General features: G+C 71.1%; 16 protein-coding genes. 10 read left to right on the top strand and 6 right to left on the bottom strand.

From position 1 onward, the window contains the following. Positions 1-25: 25 nt before the first annotated feature. Both ABZX61_RS39390 and ABZX61_RS39385 read right to left on the bottom strand, forming a co-directional pair. A complete protein-coding gene (locus tag ABZX61_RS39390) occupies positions 26-472 on the bottom strand; it encodes an OB-fold domain-containing protein (protein WP_355201547.1) in 447 nt (148 codons plus the stop codon). After that, positions 469-1,638 carry an acetyl-CoA acetyltransferase gene (locus ABZX61_RS39385; RefSeq protein ID WP_355201545.1) on the bottom strand — a complete coding sequence of 390 codons (1,170 nt, stop codon included), beginning with the start codon at positions 1,636-1,638 and terminating at the stop codon, positions 469-471. Before ABZX61_RS39385 ends, ABZX61_RS39390 begins: the two co-directional genes overlap by 4 nt. A 299-nt stretch (positions 1,639-1,937) precedes the next feature. On the opposite strand from ABZX61_RS39385, the gene ABZX61_RS39380 reads away from it, so the two are divergent. The 5 genes from ABZX61_RS39380 to ABZX61_RS39360 all read left to right on the top strand — a co-directional run bounded on the left by ABZX61_RS39380 (position 1,938) and on the right by ABZX61_RS39360 (position 7,158). Then, the gene (locus ABZX61_RS39380; RefSeq protein WP_350725332.1) at positions 1,938-2,459 is read left to right on the top strand and encodes a flavin reductase family protein; all 522 of its coding nucleotides are present in this window, start codon (positions 1,938-1,940) and stop codon (positions 2,457-2,459) included. 67 nt (positions 2,460-2,526) lie between these two features. Next, positions 2,527-3,735, top strand: coding sequence for an acyl-CoA dehydrogenase family protein (locus ABZX61_RS39375; protein ID WP_355201993.1), 1,209 nt, complete (start codon positions 2,527-2,529; stop codon positions 3,733-3,735). A gap of 11 nt (positions 3,736-3,746) precedes the next feature. After that, positions 3,747-4,517, top strand: coding sequence for an SDR family oxidoreductase (locus tag ABZX61_RS39370; RefSeq protein WP_350724592.1), 771 nt, complete (start codon positions 3,747-3,749; stop codon positions 4,515-4,517). An 88-nt stretch (positions 4,518-4,605) separates the two neighbouring features. Beyond that, the gene (locus ABZX61_RS39365) at positions 4,606-5,901 is read left to right on the top strand and encodes a DUF2252 domain-containing protein (RefSeq protein ID WP_350724591.1); all 1,296 of its coding nucleotides are present in this window, start codon (positions 4,606-4,608) and stop codon (positions 5,899-5,901) included. A gap of 39 nt (positions 5,902-5,940) precedes the next feature. Further along, positions 5,941-7,158 carry a hypothetical protein gene (locus ABZX61_RS39360; protein ID WP_355201543.1) on the top strand — a complete coding sequence of 406 codons (1,218 nt, stop codon included), beginning with the start codon at positions 5,941-5,943 and terminating at the stop codon, positions 7,156-7,158. A 101-nt stretch (positions 7,159-7,259) separates the two neighbouring features. Here the strand turns inward: ABZX61_RS39360 and ABZX61_RS39355 are convergent, their stop codons facing one another. Continuing rightward, positions 7,260-7,526 (bottom strand): hypothetical protein, encoded by a 267-nt coding sequence (locus tag ABZX61_RS39355; protein ID WP_350724587.1) that lies wholly within the window; start codon positions 7,524-7,526, stop codon positions 7,260-7,262. Between the two features lie 44 nt (positions 7,527-7,570). Next, positions 7,571-7,858 (bottom strand): hypothetical protein, encoded by a 288-nt coding sequence (locus ABZX61_RS39350; protein WP_350724585.1) that lies wholly within the window; start codon positions 7,856-7,858, stop codon positions 7,571-7,573. Positions 7,859-8,057: 199 nt separating this feature from the next. On the opposite strand from ABZX61_RS39350, the gene ABZX61_RS39345 reads away from it, so the two are divergent. Further along, positions 8,058-8,711 (top strand): NIPSNAP family protein, encoded by a 654-nt coding sequence (locus ABZX61_RS39345; protein WP_350724583.1) that lies wholly within the window; start codon positions 8,058-8,060, stop codon positions 8,709-8,711. 10 nt (positions 8,712-8,721) lie between these two features. Here ABZX61_RS39345 and ABZX61_RS39340 read toward each other — a convergent pair whose 3' ends face one another. Together ABZX61_RS39340 and ABZX61_RS39335 are read right to left on the bottom strand one after the other, a co-directional pair. Continuing rightward, complete coding sequence (locus ABZX61_RS39340; protein ID WP_355201540.1) at positions 8,722-9,624, bottom strand: SDR family oxidoreductase; 903 nt, start codon at positions 9,622-9,624, stop codon at positions 8,722-8,724. A 31-nt stretch (positions 9,625-9,655) separates the two neighbouring features. Then, entirely contained in the window at positions 9,656-10,417 is a 762-nt protein-coding gene (locus ABZX61_RS39335) for an SDR family oxidoreductase (RefSeq protein WP_355201538.1), read from the bottom strand. Between the two features lie 46 nt (positions 10,418-10,463). Between ABZX61_RS39335 and ABZX61_RS39330 the strand changes: the two genes are divergently transcribed. Genes ABZX61_RS39330 through ABZX61_RS39315 form a run of 4 tightly spaced genes read left to right on the top strand, consistent with a single transcriptional unit; the run spans position 10,464 to position 13,711 of the window. Continuing rightward, positions 10,464-11,192: an enoyl-CoA hydratase family protein gene (locus tag ABZX61_RS39330; RefSeq protein ID WP_355201536.1), complete on the top strand. Its 729-nt coding sequence runs from the start codon at positions 10,464-10,466 to the stop codon at positions 11,190-11,192. 8 nt (positions 11,193-11,200) lie between these two features. Then, the gene (locus ABZX61_RS39325) at positions 11,201-11,971 is read left to right on the top strand and encodes a CoA-transferase (RefSeq protein ID WP_355201990.1); all 771 of its coding nucleotides are present in this window, start codon (positions 11,201-11,203) and stop codon (positions 11,969-11,971) included. After that, complete coding sequence (locus ABZX61_RS39320; RefSeq protein WP_355201534.1) at positions 11,955-12,674, top strand: CoA-transferase; 720 nt, start codon at positions 11,955-11,957, stop codon at positions 12,672-12,674. Before ABZX61_RS39325 ends, ABZX61_RS39320 begins: the two co-directional genes overlap by 17 nt. After that, positions 12,671-13,711: a nitronate monooxygenase gene (locus ABZX61_RS39315; protein WP_355201532.1), complete on the top strand. Its 1,041-nt coding sequence runs from the start codon at positions 12,671-12,673 to the stop codon at positions 13,709-13,711. Before ABZX61_RS39320 ends, ABZX61_RS39315 begins: the two co-directional genes overlap by 4 nt. Positions 13,712-13,722 lie beyond the last annotated feature (11 nt).

Genomic DNA, 13,722 nt, shown 5'->3' with positions numbered 1-13,722 from the left:
AATCCAATTTCCGGAGCAAGGTCAACTAGCGGGAGAATTTGCGCTGGACCGGATGATCATCCAGATTCCCGTCATCCTCCACCGGCGCCCAGTCCACCAGGGTCAAGCGCTCGTCGACCCGGCGGTAGGCGGCCCGCACCCGCCGGCCGCGCTCCGGAGAGCCGTCGCCGCACCAGTTCCCGTACACGAAGCACCCCGGCACCGCCGCCAGCCGGACCATCACCACCACGTACGGCACCCCGAACCCCGGCATGAACGGCTGATGGTTGACGATCCAGCTCTCGACCACCCCCTGGGGCTCCACGTCCCGCCAGTGCCACGCCTCCGTGCGGCACTCGGGACAGAACGCCCGCGCCGGGAAACGCACCGCCCCGCACCCGTCGCACTCCTGCACGGCGAACTCCTGCCCGGCGACCCGCTCCCACCAGTGCCTGGAGTCCCGGTCGGGTTCGGGCCGGTAGGCCGTCATCATGATCTCCTCAAGATCAGGGCGGAGGTGGCCGGCAGGATGTAGCCGGGCTGGGCCGTGGACAGCGCGACCTCGGCCCCGGGCACCTGGCGGTCCCCGGCGTCACCTCGGAGCTGGGAGACCGCCTCGGCGATGTGGTTGATGCCGTGGACGTAGCCCTCGGACAGGAAGCCGCCGTGGGTGTTGACCGGGAGCGGACCGTCCGGCGCCGTCGCGCCCGAGGCCACGTAGGGGCCGCCCTCGCCCTTCTCGCAGAAGCCGTAGTCCTCGAGCTGGACGATCACCGAGTACGTGAAGCAGTCGTACAGCTCGGCCACGTCGATGTCCGCCGGCCCCAGCCCGGCCTGCGCGTAGAGGCGCGGGGCCAGGGCGGCGGCCGCGGTCACCGTGGGGTCGGCGGACGGGCCCGAAAGGTGGGACGTGCCGCCGCCCCAGGCCGCGGCCGAGATCAGCACCGGGGGGCGGCGGAGAGCGCGGGCGCGTTCGGCCGTGGTGACGACCACGGCGCAGGCTCCGTCCGTCTCCAGGCAGCAGTCCAGCAGCCGGAACGGCTCCGCGATCCACCTGCTCGCCAGGTAGTCGTCCAGCGTGATGGGGGTGCGCATCAGGGCACGCGGGTTCTTGGCCGCGTTGGCGCGCTGGGTGACGGCTAGTTGCCCGAAATGCTCCGCTTGAGTGCCATATTTCAGCATGTGTGCTCGGGCGTACATGGCGTACTGCTGCGGCGGCGCCACATACCCGTACGGCGCTTGATACTGCACCTCCGGGCTCGCCGGCACGCCCCGGCCGGTGCCGCCCATGCGGAACTCGGAACGGGCGTTGATGGCCCGGTAGCACACCACCGTCTCGGCCACCCCGGCCGCCACCGCCAGGACCGCCTGACCGACGACCGCGTGCGAGACACTGCCGCCGCCGAACTGGTCGAGATGCCAGGCGAGGTCGGTCAGTCCCAGCGCGGGGGCCACCAGCGTGGGGGCGGCGGAGTCACCGACGCGGTGCGTGGCCAGCCCGTCCACCTCGTCCACCGACAGCCCCGCGTCCTCCAGCGCGGCCAGCACGGCACGGCAGGCCAGCGTGAGGGTGCTGACGCCCGAGTCCTTCGTGAAGGGGGTGTAGCCGACCCCGGCTATCGCGGTGCGGTCACGGATGTCAAGCAAGCGCTTGGGCACAAACGTCACGTTAGGCCTGAAATTTCCCCCATGTCAACGCACCCACCCACCGGTCGCCCAGGTGGGGGCGGGCGGGGTGCGCGACCGGGTGCCAGCGGCTCGTTACGCGCCGTGGGGCAGGCGAACTTGACATGGTTTCCCGGTTCGCCCTACCGTCCAAGCAAGCGCTTGGTATGATAGAGCGCAGACGGTGGACTAGGAGGCGGACCATGAGCACACACGCTGCCCGGCTCATCGCGCCGGACGGCTGTCGCGGCCTTCCGACGCCCCCTCAGCGCAGGATTCGCAACGGAGCCGCCATGCCGACCGGCCCTTCACCTCACAGCGCGAACGGTCACCTCGACAGCCGCCGCTTCCGGCAGGTGCTCGGGAGGTTCGCGACCGGTGTGGTGGCGATCACGGCGGTCGATCCGATGAACGGCCTCCCGTCCGGCCTGGCGGCCAACTCCTTCACCTCGGTCTCGCTCGACCCGCCCCTGGTGGCGTTCTGCGTCGCCTACACCAGCACCAGCTGGCCCAAGGTGCGCGGCGCGAAGGTCATCACCGTGAACGTGCTGGCCGAGGATCAGCAGGCGGTGTGCGCCCAGATGGCGACCAAAGGCGGCGACAAGTTCGCGGGCCTGGAGTGGACCGGCTCCCCCGGTGGCAACCCGGTGCTCGAAGGCGCGCTGGCCTGGCTCGACTGCGCGATCGAGGCCGAGCACCCGGCGGGTGACCACATGATCGTGGTGGCCCGGGTGCTCCAGCTCGACACCCACTCCGAAGGTGGCCCGCTGCTGTTCTTCCGCGGGGGCTACGGAGGCTTCGTTGAGCGTCTCTGACGGGCGCGCAGGATCGTCAGGACACAGCGAGCACGTTCCTCCAGGCGTGACGGGCGTGACGGGCACGATGAGCTCGACGGGCGCGACAGGGCCGGCGGGTGCGGTGCCGGGGCTGCGGGGAGAGGCGCGGGCCTGGTTGGAGGAGGCGCTGAGCGGCGAGTTCGCGCACGTCAAAGGCCTCGGCGGGCCCGGGCGCGAGCACGAGGGCCACGAACTGCGGCAGGCGTGGGAGCGCCACCTCGGCAAGGCCGGCTGGACCTGCCTGGGCTGGCCCGAGCGGTACGGCGGCCGCGCCGCGTCCCTGGAGGACCAGGTCGCCTTCTACGAGGAGTACGCCAGGGCCGACGCCCCCGCCAGGGTGGGCCACATCGGCGAGGGGCTGATCGGCCCGACCATCCTCGAGTTCGGCACCGACGAGCAGAAGGACCGCTTCCTGCCGCCGATCCAGCGCGGCGACGAGCTCTGGTGCCAGGGCTACTCCGAGCCCGAGGCGGGCTCCGACCTGGCCAACGTGCAGACGAAGGCGCACCTGGAAGGCGGCGAGTGGGTCGTCACCGGGCAGAAGGTGTGGACGTCGCTGGCGCACGTGGCCGACTGGTCCTTCGTGCTGTGCCGTACCGAGCCCGGCTCGCAGCGGCACAAGGGGCTGTCGTACCTGCTCGTCCCCATGGACCGGGCGGGCGTGGACGTGCGGCCGATCGTGCAGCTCACCGGTACGTCGGAGTTCAACGAGGTGTTCTTCGACGGCGCGCGCACGGCGGCGGGGAACATTCTCGGAGCGCCGGGCGACGGCTGGCGGGTCGCGATGGCCACGCTCGGCTACGAGCGGGGGGCCTCGACGCTCGGGCAGCAGATCGGGTTCAGGCGGGAGCTGGCCAAGGTCGTCGAGACCGCCGGACGGACGGGCGCGATCGACGATCCGGTGCTGCGTGACAGGCTCGTCCAGTCGTGGCTGGAGCTGGAGATCATGCGGCTGAACGCGCTCCGGATGCTGCGGCGGCCGAACCCGGGGCCCGAGGTGTCGATCGCCAAGCTCTACTGGTCGGAGTGGCACCGGAGGCTGGGCGAGTTGGCGCAGGCCGTGCAGGGGAAGGCAGGGCTGGTGACCGAGCCCACCCAGGACGCCCAGGACGGCCGGGCCGGTGAGGCCGGGCAGGGCGAGTTCAATGAGTTGCAGCGGCTCTACCTGTTCAGCCGCGCCGACACGATCTATGCCGGATCCAGCGAGATCCAGCGGAACATCATCGCCGAGCGCACCCTGGGACTCCCCCGCTGATTGGAGCACGGATGCCCCCGTACCCGAAGGCGCACGGACTGCTCGACGGCAAGGTGACGCTCGTGACGGCCGCCGCAGGGGCGGGCATCGGCTACGCGACCGCGAGGCGCTGTGCCGAGGAGGGCGCCACGATCGTCGTCTCGGACCGGCACGAGCGCCGCCTGGCCGCCGCCGCCGACGCGCTGACCGAGCTCACCGGCGTCAAGCCGCTGGCCGTGCCGTGCGACGTGACGTCAGAGGCGCAGGTGCTGGCGCTGTTCGACGCGGTGGTGGAGGCGCACGGCAGGCTCGACGTGGTGGTCAACAACGCGGGACTCGGCGGTACGGCGTCGCTGGCGGAGATGTCCGACGAGCAGTGGCACACGGTCATCGACGTCACCCTCAACGGCACCATGCGCTGCACCAGGGCCGCGCTGAGGCAGATGATCGCCCAGGGCTCCGGCGTCATCGTGAACAACGCCTCGGTGATCGGCTGGCGGGCCCAGCGCGGGCAGTCGCACTACGCCGCCGCCAAGGCCGGGGTGATGGCGCTGACCAGGTGCGTCGCGCTGGAGGCCGCCGAGCACGGCGTGCGGGTGAACGCGGTGGCGCCCTCGCTGGCGGTGCACCCTTTCCTGGCGAAGGTGACCAGCGAGGAGCTGCTGGCGGAGCTGGCGGCCAAGGAGGCGTTCGGGCGGTCGGCGGAGCCGTGGGAGGTGGCGAACGTGATCGTCTTCCTGGCCAGCGACTACTCGTCGTACATGACGGGCGAGGTGGTCTCGGTCTCCTCGCAGCACCCCTGACGAGGGACGTCCGCGCCTACCCTGACGCGGGCCTGTCAGGGAAAGATCAGGGTGGTCGGCAGGGTCCCGGGGATCTAGTGTCCGAGGCATGGGCGCACGCTCCTCCTTCCTGCTCGATGTCCTCATGGCAGAGTTCGGCGAGTCAATCAAGCGAGACCCCGCCGCTTTTAGGCGGAAATTTCGGAAGATGGCGGCCTCTCCGTTCGCGTTCTACCGGGGCAGTGCCTGCCTGTTCTACGCGGACATGGCCGAGTCCTACGCGGACCGTTCCTACCTGGACGAACCCACCAGCCGGGTCTGGATCCACGGCGACCTGCACGCCGAGAACTTCGGCACGTACATGAACGCCTCCGGCGTCCTCGTCTTCAACGTCAACGACTTCGACGAGGCCTACGTGGGCCCGTACGTCTGGGACCTCAAGCGCTTCGCCGCCAGCGTGGCGCTCATCGGTTACGCCAAGGCGCTGTCCGACGACTCGATCAGCGTGCTCGTCACCGACTTCGCCGCCGCGTACCTGGTCGAGCTGGGGGCCCTCGCCGCAGGCGGGGACGACGCGATCGGCTCGCTCACCCTGGAGACCACCAGCGGCGTGCTGCACCGGGTGCTCCAGACGGCGCGGCTCAGCACGCGGGTGGCGCTGCTGGACGTGGAGACCGTGATCGACGACTACGACCGGCGGTTCGCGCTCATGGAGGGGCGGGAGCCGGTGGACGCGGCGACCAGGAAGGCGGTGCTGGCCGCGTTCGAGGAGTACCTGACCACGCTGCCCGCGCAGGCCAACCCGGTCGAGCACGTGATCAAGGACGTGGCGCTGCGCAAGGGCGTGGGCATCGGGTCGGCGGGGCTGCCCTCGTACAACCTGCTGCTCGAAGGGCGCTCGCAGGCGCTGGAGAACGACGTCATCCTCTACATGAAGCAGGCGGCCGTGCCCGCGGTGGCCCGTCACGTCACCGACGAGAAGGTGGCCTCGTACTTCCTGCACCAGGGGCATCGCACGGCGGAGTCGCAGCGGGCGCTGCAGGCGTACGCCGATCCCTGGCTGGGATACACCACGCTCAACGGGGTGGGGCAACTCGTGGCCGAGGTGTCGCCGTACTCGGCGGACCTGGGCTGGGACGACGTGAACGAGCCGGCCGAGCTGCGCTCGATCGTGCAGGACCTGGGGCGGGCGGTGGCGCGCATGCACTCGGTGGCCGACGACGAGTCCAGTCACGACCTGGTCGACTTCTCGACGGAGGAGGCGATCGTGGCGGTCATCGGCAACGACAAACCCGGATTTATCGGGATGCTGGTGGATTTCGCCCACCGGTACGGGGCACAGGCCCGGGAAGACCATCAACGGTTCGTCGACCTGTTCCGCAACGGCAGGCTCCCTGGCGTCTGACCCCGGCCGCCGAGCGGGCGGTCAGGCAGGAGGGGCGTCGTGCGACATCTGATCGGGCTGCTGCTGGGGACCGAGGAGGACTGGCCGTCGGCGTTCGAGACGGTGCTGCGGCGGCTCGGGCCCATCAAGGGGGTGGGCGGGTTCGACGTGGAGCGTCTCACGATCGAGCCGTTCGACCTGCGCGCGAAGCCGCGTCACGAGCTGGTGATCGACCGGCTGGCGTACTGGTACTACCACCCGCGCGAGTGGCTCAAGAAGGTCGCCATGATGGACGACGTCTACCTCCTGAACAGCCCGTTCACGTTCCAGTCGATGGAGAAGCACACGGCGTACTGCGCGATGATGCGGCTCGGGCTCAAGGTGCCGGAGACGGTGCTGGTCCCGTTCAAGAACCCGGTCGACAACGCGCGGTACGCCTACACCGCGACCCGCTACAACGAGCCCTTCGACCTGGACGAGGTCGCGGAGCGGATCGGCTACCCGCTGTTCATGAAGCCCTACGACGGCGGGGCCTGGCGCGGCGTCTCACTCGTGCGCGACCGGGACGAGCTGCACCGGGCCTACGACCAGAGCGGCGAGATGCTCATGCACCTCCAGCAGGCCATCGACGGGTACGACGCGTTCGCCAGGTCGCTGTCGATCGGCGCGGAGACCATGGTCATGCGCTTCAGGCCCGAGGAGCCGATGCACGCCCGCTACGTCGTCGACCACGCGTTCCTGTCGCCGTCCGTGGGCGAGGAGGTGGTGACGATCGGGAAGCTGGTGAACGCGTTCTTCCGGTGGGAGTTCAACTCCTGCGAGACCCTGGTCAAGGGCTCTGACGTGCACCCGATCGACTACGCCAACGCCTGCCCCGACGTGGCGCTGACCAGCCTGCACTACTACTTCCCCTGGGCGATCAAGACGCTGGTGAAGTGGAGCGTGTTCTGCGTGGCCACCCGGCGCAGGCCGCGCATCGACCTGGAGACGCACGACTACTTCTCCGTGGCGGGGACGTACGAGGAGCGGCTGGCCGAATACCGCCGGCTGGCCGACGCGTACTTCGAGACCGAGCGCTATCACGAGTTCTGTCAGGACCGCCTGCCGCACCTCGACGAGGTGGTGCTGGAGTGGGTGGCCGGGGCCGAGTTCGACCGGTTACTGGTGGACACCGTGACCGCCACGTACCCGGCCCATGAGCGTGACCGCTTCGTCGAGCACTTCAGGGGGCTGCTGCGCCTGTGGGTGAAGGACTCGGCCGGGCTCGCCCCCGGATAGCCGGACCAGGTCGACCCTGGCGTGGAGAAGGGGCTGAGGTACGGCGGCGAGCGCCTTCTCCACGAGATCGACCTGGTCCGGGGCTGGTGTGCGCCTCTCGGCTAGTCGATCTCGACCATGTCCTCGATGCCCACGATGCTGCGGTTGGCGGCGGTCGCGGCGTTGCCGTTGACGTTGTTGACGCTGGTCGCGCCGCGGCCGCTCACATTGCTGCTGACGACGTTGCCGAAGTTGTTGCCCGACTGCGAGGAGCTGCGGTTGGAGCTGGAGTTACCCGCGTTGACGTCCGCGTACGCGGGGGCCGCCAGCAGGGTCACCCCGGCAGCGGCGGCGGCGACGAGACCGGTCACGCAGAGCTTCTTCACCATGGTCATGGTCCTTTCAGATCGTGTTGGCTTTGGACGTCAGCCGGTCAGTAGAAGATGTAGGTCACCGTGATGCCGCCGTTGGTGGCGGTGGGCGCGATGCCGTTGACGTTGTTGACGTTGGTCGAGAACTCTCTGCCGCGGTTGACGCCGGTGACGTTCCCGAAGTTGTTTCCGGACTGGGACGAGTCGCTGTTGCCGCTCCAGTTGCCGGCGCGGGTGTCGCCGCTCAGCGGCCCCAACCAGTCGTCGTCGGCGTGAGCCGGGGCAGCCAGGAGTGCGCCGCCGACGGCCACGGCCAGCACGGCTGCGGCGGCGCACACTCTTTTGATCAACTTCTGCTCCTTCGCCGGTAGGGTTCAGGGCCGGCGAGCACGGGCGCGCCGCCCCTTTGACCTTCCTTGACCGCAGGAGATCAAGGTCACAGCGAGCATATAACCGTGAGTTGTCGATCGGTAGCTATGAGTTACCAGAATATTATTCGTCCAATACGCTGACAGAAGACGTCAGTGACCCCGTCCTAACGTCCGCCGCATGATCTTCGAACTACGCCAGTACACGCTGCTGCCCGGGCAGCGGGACACCTTGATCGAGCTGTTCGAGCGCGAATTCGTGGAGACCCAGGAGGCGACGGGCATGCGGGTCACCGGCACCTTCCGCGACGAGGGCGCGCCCGACCGGTTCGCCTGGCTCCGCGCGTTCCCGTCCATGGCGGCGCGCAAGGACGCGCTGGAGGCCTTCTACGGCGGTCCCGTGTGGCAGGCCCACCGGGACGCCGCCAACGCCACCATGATCGACAGCGACGACGTGCTCCTCCTGCACTCCGTGGGGGCCGAGCCGCCCGCCTGGGAGCGGCCGCCCGCGGGCGCGACCGAGCTGCCGAAGTCCCTGTACGCCGCCACGATCTACCACGTCGAGGACGGCTTCTCCGCCTTCTTCGCCCGTGAGGTCGCGCCCGTGCTGGCCGAGGCCGGGGTGCCGCCCGTCGCGTGCCTGGAGACGGAGCACTCGGAGAACAACTTCCCCCGTCTTCCGATCCGGACCGGGGAGAACGTGTTCGTGTGGCTCGCCCGCTTCGACCCGGCCGAGGAGGAGCGGGAGGTGGACCTCCCGATGCTGAAGCCCCGCCTGACGGCCGCCCCCGAGCGCATCCTGCTCCGCCCGACCGCCCGCTCGGCCATGCGCTGACCCGTCCGGCTCACGTCCCGTACACGGGCTCCGGCGACGGGGCGGCGGCCAGGAGCCCGGCGACCGCGTCGCCGACGGCCGCGGGGTCCCAGCGGGCGCCGCGCTCGGCCCGCTCGCCGTGGCGCCAGCCCGTGGCCAGGGCGATCGAGCCGCCCTCCACCTCGAACACCCGCCCCGTCACATGGCCCGACCCCTCGGAGCCGAGCCAGACGACGAGCGGGGCGATGTTGGCCGGGTCCATGGGGTCGAAGCCGGACTCCGGCCTGGCCATGGTCGCGGCGAACACCTCCTCGGTCATGCGGGTGCGGGCGGCGGGGGCGACGGCGTTCACCGTCACGCCGTACCTGCCCAGCTCGGCCGCGGCCACCTGGGTCAGCGCGGCGATGCCCGCCTTGGCGGCCGAGTAGTTGGCCTGGCCGACGCTGCCCAGCAGGCCCGCTCCGGACGAGGTGTTGATCACCCGCCCCGTGACGCGCTCGCCCGCCTTGGCGCTCTCCCGCCAGTACGCCGCCGCGTGGCGCAGCGGCAGGAAGTGACCCTTGAGATGGACGCGGACGACGTCGTCCCAGTCCTGCTCGGTCATGGAGACGAGCATCCGGTCCCTGACGAAGCCCGCGTTGTTCACCAGGACGTCGAGGCGGCCATACACGCTGACGGCGGTCTTGACCAGCCGGGCCGCGCCGCCCCAGTCGGACACGTCGTCGCAGTTGGCCACCGCCTGTCCGCCGAGCGCCTCGATCTCCGCGACCACCTCCAGCGCGGGGCCTCCCGAGGCGCCCTCGCCGCCGGGGCCCGTGCCGAGGTCGTTCACCACGACGCGGGCGCCCTGCCGGGCGAACTCCAGCGCGTGCTCCCTCCCGATCCCCCGTCCGGCGCCCGTCACGATCACCACGCGGCCAGCACAGATTCCCACACAGACCTCCCAGAAGGATCATGCAGAGATATCAGGAAATGTCGCTGGAGGCCAGGTGCCGCCAGGCGGGGATCTCGCCGCCGCCGTCCACCCGTACCTCCGCGCCCGTGACGTAGCCGGGCGCGGCCAGCCACAGGCAGGCCGCGGCCACGTCGGCGGGCGTCGCCATCCGGCCCGACGGGATGGCCGCCCCCATCCCGTCCTCCTGCCCGCCGTAGTGGGAGGCGGCGTTCCCGGTGGTGTTCCCAGTGGTGTTCTCGGTGGCGGCGAGGCCGACGACGACCGTGTTGACGCGCACCTCCGGGGCCCACTCTGCGGCCAGGCAACGGGCCAGGTGGTGCAGCCCGGCCTTGGCGGCGCCGTACGCGGAGGTGCCGGGCGAGGGGCGGGCGCCGCTGGCGCTGCCGATCATCACGATCGCCCCGCCGGCGGCGGCGAGCAGCGGGTGCGCGAACTGCGAGACCAGCAGCGGAGCCGTCAGGTTGAGCTCGATGACCCGGGCGTGCAGGCGCGGCGAGGTGCCGTCGAGCGGCGCGTGCGGCGAGCCGCCGGCGTTGTTGACCACCACGTCCAGCCGGTCGAACCCGGATATCAGCCGCTCCACGTCCTCGGCCACCCGCACGTCGGCCCGCGCGAACCGGATCCCCGGCGCCGGGGCGGCCGGCTCGCGCCGGGCGCAGACCGTCACGTCGGCGCCCGCCTCCCGGAAGGCGCGGGCGATCCCCGCGCCGATGCCCTGGGTGCCGCCGGTCACCAGGACGGTCCTGCCCGTGTAGTCGTAAGTCACGGTCACGGGTGCTACCGTACCAAGCAAGCGTTAGGTGCAACCAGGGAGTCTCATGGGGATCACTCTGCGGGCCGGGCCGATCGCCGAGGTGGTCATGGACGTGCCGCCGGTCAACGCGTTGACCGTACGCGGCTGGGAGGAGCTGGCCTGGACCCTCCGGCGGGCCGGGGAGGACCCGGAGACCAGGGTGGTGGTGCTGCGGGCCGAGGGGCGCGGGTTCAACGCCGGGGTCGACATCAAGGAGCTGCGGGACGCCGAGGGGTACGAGGCGCTGGTCGGGGTCAACCGGGCGTGTTACGCGGCGTTCGCGGCGGTCTACGAGTGCGCGGTGCCGGTGATCGCGGCGGTGCACGGCCACTGCCTGGGCGGCGGCGTCGGCCTGGTGGGGAACGCCGACATCGTGGTGGCTGGCGAGGACGCGTACTTCGGGCTGCCCGAGGTGGACAGGGGAGCGCTGGGCGCGGCCACGCACCTGGCCAGGCTGGTGCCGCAGCACCTGATGCGGGCCATGGTCTACACGTGCAGGAACGTGACGGCGGCCGAGCTGCACGCGTTCGGGTCGGTGCTGGAGGTGGCGCCGCGCGACAAGCTGCGTGACGCGGCGCTGGAGGTGGCGGGGCAGATCGCCGCGAAGGACCCGTACGTGATCCGCCGCGCCAAGGAGTCCCTCAACGGCATCGACCCCGTGGACGTCAAGCGCAGCTACCGCTTCGAGCAGGGCTTCACCTTCGAGCTGAACCTGATGGGCGCCGGAGACCGGCACAGGGAGCGATTCACGTGACCAAGCTGATGTCGGCCGAGGAGGTCGCGGGCACGGTCGAGAGCGGGATGACGATCGGGATCGGCGGCTGGGGCTCGCGGCGCAAGCCGATGGCCCTCGTCCGCGCCCTCCTGCGCTCCCCCGCCACCGACCTCACGATCGTCTCGTACGGCGGCCCGGACGTGGGCATGCTGTGCGCGGCGAAGAAGGTGCGCAAGGTCGTGGCCCCGTTCGTGACGCTCGACTCCATCCCCCTGGAGCCCCATTTCCGGCGGGCCAGGCAGGCCGGGGAGATCGAGTTCGTGGAGTACGACGAGGGCATGTTCATGTTCGGGCTGCTCGCGGCGGCGCACCGGCTGCCGTTCCTGCCGACGCGGGCGGGGATGGGGTCGGACGTGCTGCGCGTCAACCCCGGGCTGCGGACGGTGCGGTCGCCGTACGCGGACGGGGAGGAGCTGGTCGCGGTGCCCGCGCTGACCATGGACGTGGCCCTCGTCCACCTGAACCGGGCCGACGCGCGGGGCAACGCCCAGTACCTGGGGACCGATCCGTACTTCGACGACCTCTACGCCAAGGCGGCGCGGCGATGCTACGTCTCGTGCGAGCGGGTCGTGGAGAACCTGCTGAAGGAAGGGCCCGTGCAGTCGCTGCTGATCAGCCGGTCGATGGTGGCGGGGGTGGTGGAGGCGCCCGGCGGTGCGGGGTTCACCTCGTGCGAGCCCGACTACGGGCGCGACGAGGCGCTGCAGCGGCGCTACGTGGAGACGCCTTGGGAGGAGTTCGATGAGCAGCAGGGCTGACGTGTGCGTGGTGGCGTGCGCGGAGGCGTTCCGGGGCGACGGCGAGATCCTGGCGGCGGGCATCGGCGGGCCGGTCACGGTGCTGGCGGCGCGGCTGGCGCGGCTGACATTCGAGCCGGAGCTGCTCACGCACGACGGCACCTGCCTGCTCACCGGCGACGTGCCCGCGCTGGGCGAGGCGCCCGGGGTGGTGGAGGGGTGGCTGCCGTTCCGCGAGCACCTGTGGCTGGTGCTGAACGGGCGCCGGCACGTCATGCTCGGAGCGAGCCAGATCGACCGGTACGGCAACACGAACATCTCCTGCATCGGCGACTGGGCCCGCCCCAAGGCGCAGCTGCTGGGCGTGCGGGGCGCCCCGGGGAACACCCGCTGCGACCCCACCAGCTACTGGATCCCCCGGCACTCCCCCCGGGTGTTCGTGCCCTCGGTGGACATGGTCAGCGGGCTCGGGACCGACAGGGGCGCCTTCGACCTGCGCCGCGTCGTGACGAACCTGGCCGTCCTGGACTTCCGCACCCCCGGCGGGACCATGCGCCTGGTGTCGGTGCACCCGGGGGTCGAGGTGGACGACGTCGTGGCGGCGACCGGCTTCGAGCTGGACATTCCCGACAACGTGCCCCGGACGCGCGGGCCGACCGTCGAGGAGCTGGAGGTCCTGGACCGGCTCGACCCCGAGCGCCTGCGGGACCGGGAGCCGGCGTGAGGACCGCGCTGACGTCCCTGGTCGGGTGCCGCCACCCGATCGTGCAGACCGGCATGGGGTACGTCGCGGGCGCCCGGCTGGCGGCGGCCACCTCCCAGGCCGGCGGGCTCGGCGTGATCGGCGCCGCGACGATGTCCGTGGCCGAGATGACCGCCGCGATCAGGCGGGTGAAGGAGCGCACGGACGCGCCGTTCGGGGTGAACCTCCGATCCGACGCCGACGACGCCGCCGCGCGGATCGGGGTGCTGATCAGGGAGGGCGTGCGCGTGGCCTCGTTCGCGATGGCGCCCAAGCGGGACCTGATCGCCCGGCTCAAGGACGCGGGCGTGGTCACGATCCCGTCGGTCGGGGCGCGCCGGCACGCGGAGAAGGTGGCGGGCTGGGGCGTGGACGCGGTGATCGTCCAGGGCGGCGAGGGCGGCGGCCACACCGGCTCCGTCGCCACGACGTTGCTGCTGCCCCAGGTCGTGGACGCGGTGGACATCCCGGTGATCGCGGCCGGGGGCTTCTTCGACGGGCGGGGGCTGGTGGCGGCGCTGGCGTACGGGGCCTGCGGGATCGCCATGGGGACCAGGTTCCTGCTGACGAGCGACTCCCCCGTGCCCGACGAGGTGAAGAAGCTCTATCTGGCGACGCGGGACACGGTCGTCACGACCAGGGTGGACGGGGTGCCCCATCGGGTCCTGCTGACCCCGTTCGTGGCGTCGCTGGAGCGCTCGCGCCTGGTCAGGGCGGTGGTGAACGGGGCCAGGTTCAAGCGGCTGTCGGGGCTGTCGTGGGGCGAGATGCTGCGCGAGGGCCGCCGGATGAGGCAGGCGCGCGACCTGACCTGGGCCCAGGTCCTGCAGGCGGCCAACACGCCGGTGCTGCTGCGGGCCGCGATGGTGGAGGGCCGGGCGGACCTCGGGGTGATGGCGTCGGGCCAGGTGGTGGGCGTGATCGACGACCTGCCGTCCTGCCGCGAGCTGATCGAGCGCATCATGGCCGACGCCGAGACCGCCCTGACCCACCTGGGCCGCACGATGGAGGTGTCCTGACCGGCCGCGCT

This window comes from Nonomuraea sp. NPDC003709, from assembly GCF_040610775.1.
In the GTDB taxonomy this organism is placed as follows: domain Bacteria; phylum Actinomycetota; class Actinomycetes; order Streptosporangiales; family Streptosporangiaceae; genus Nonomuraea; species Nonomuraea angiospora_A.
Note: the sequence above shows the minus strand (reverse complement) of the source record. Positions and strands in the feature narration are given on the sequence as shown.

Coding starts and splice junctions, on each gene's coding strand:
- ABZX61_RS39390 (WP_355201547.1), bottom strand. CDS start 472: ATGATGACGGCCTACCGGCCCGAACCCGACCGGGACTCCAGGCACTGG.
- ABZX61_RS39380 (WP_350725332.1), top strand. CDS start 1,938: ATGCCGACCGGCCCTTCACCTCACAGCGCGAACGGTCACCTCGACAGC.
- ABZX61_RS39375 (WP_355201993.1), top strand. CDS start 2,527: ATGAGCTCGACGGGCGCGACAGGGCCGGCGGGTGCGGTGCCGGGGCTG.
- ABZX61_RS39370 (WP_350724592.1), top strand. CDS start 3,747: ATGCCCCCGTACCCGAAGGCGCACGGACTGCTCGACGGCAAGGTGACG.
- ABZX61_RS39365 (WP_350724591.1), top strand. CDS start 4,606: ATGGGCGCACGCTCCTCCTTCCTGCTCGATGTCCTCATGGCAGAGTTC.
- ABZX61_RS39355 (WP_350724587.1), bottom strand. CDS start 7,526: ATGGTGAAGAAGCTCTGCGTGACCGGTCTCGTCGCCGCCGCCGCTGCC.
- ABZX61_RS39345 (WP_350724583.1), top strand. CDS start 8,058: ATGATCTTCGAACTACGCCAGTACACGCTGCTGCCCGGGCAGCGGGAC.
- ABZX61_RS39330 (WP_355201536.1), top strand. CDS start 10,464: ATGGGGATCACTCTGCGGGCCGGGCCGATCGCCGAGGTGGTCATGGAC.
- ABZX61_RS39325 (WP_355201990.1), top strand. CDS start 11,201: ATGTCGGCCGAGGAGGTCGCGGGCACGGTCGAGAGCGGGATGACGATC.
- ABZX61_RS39320 (WP_355201534.1), top strand. CDS start 11,955: ATGAGCAGCAGGGCTGACGTGTGCGTGGTGGCGTGCGCGGAGGCGTTC.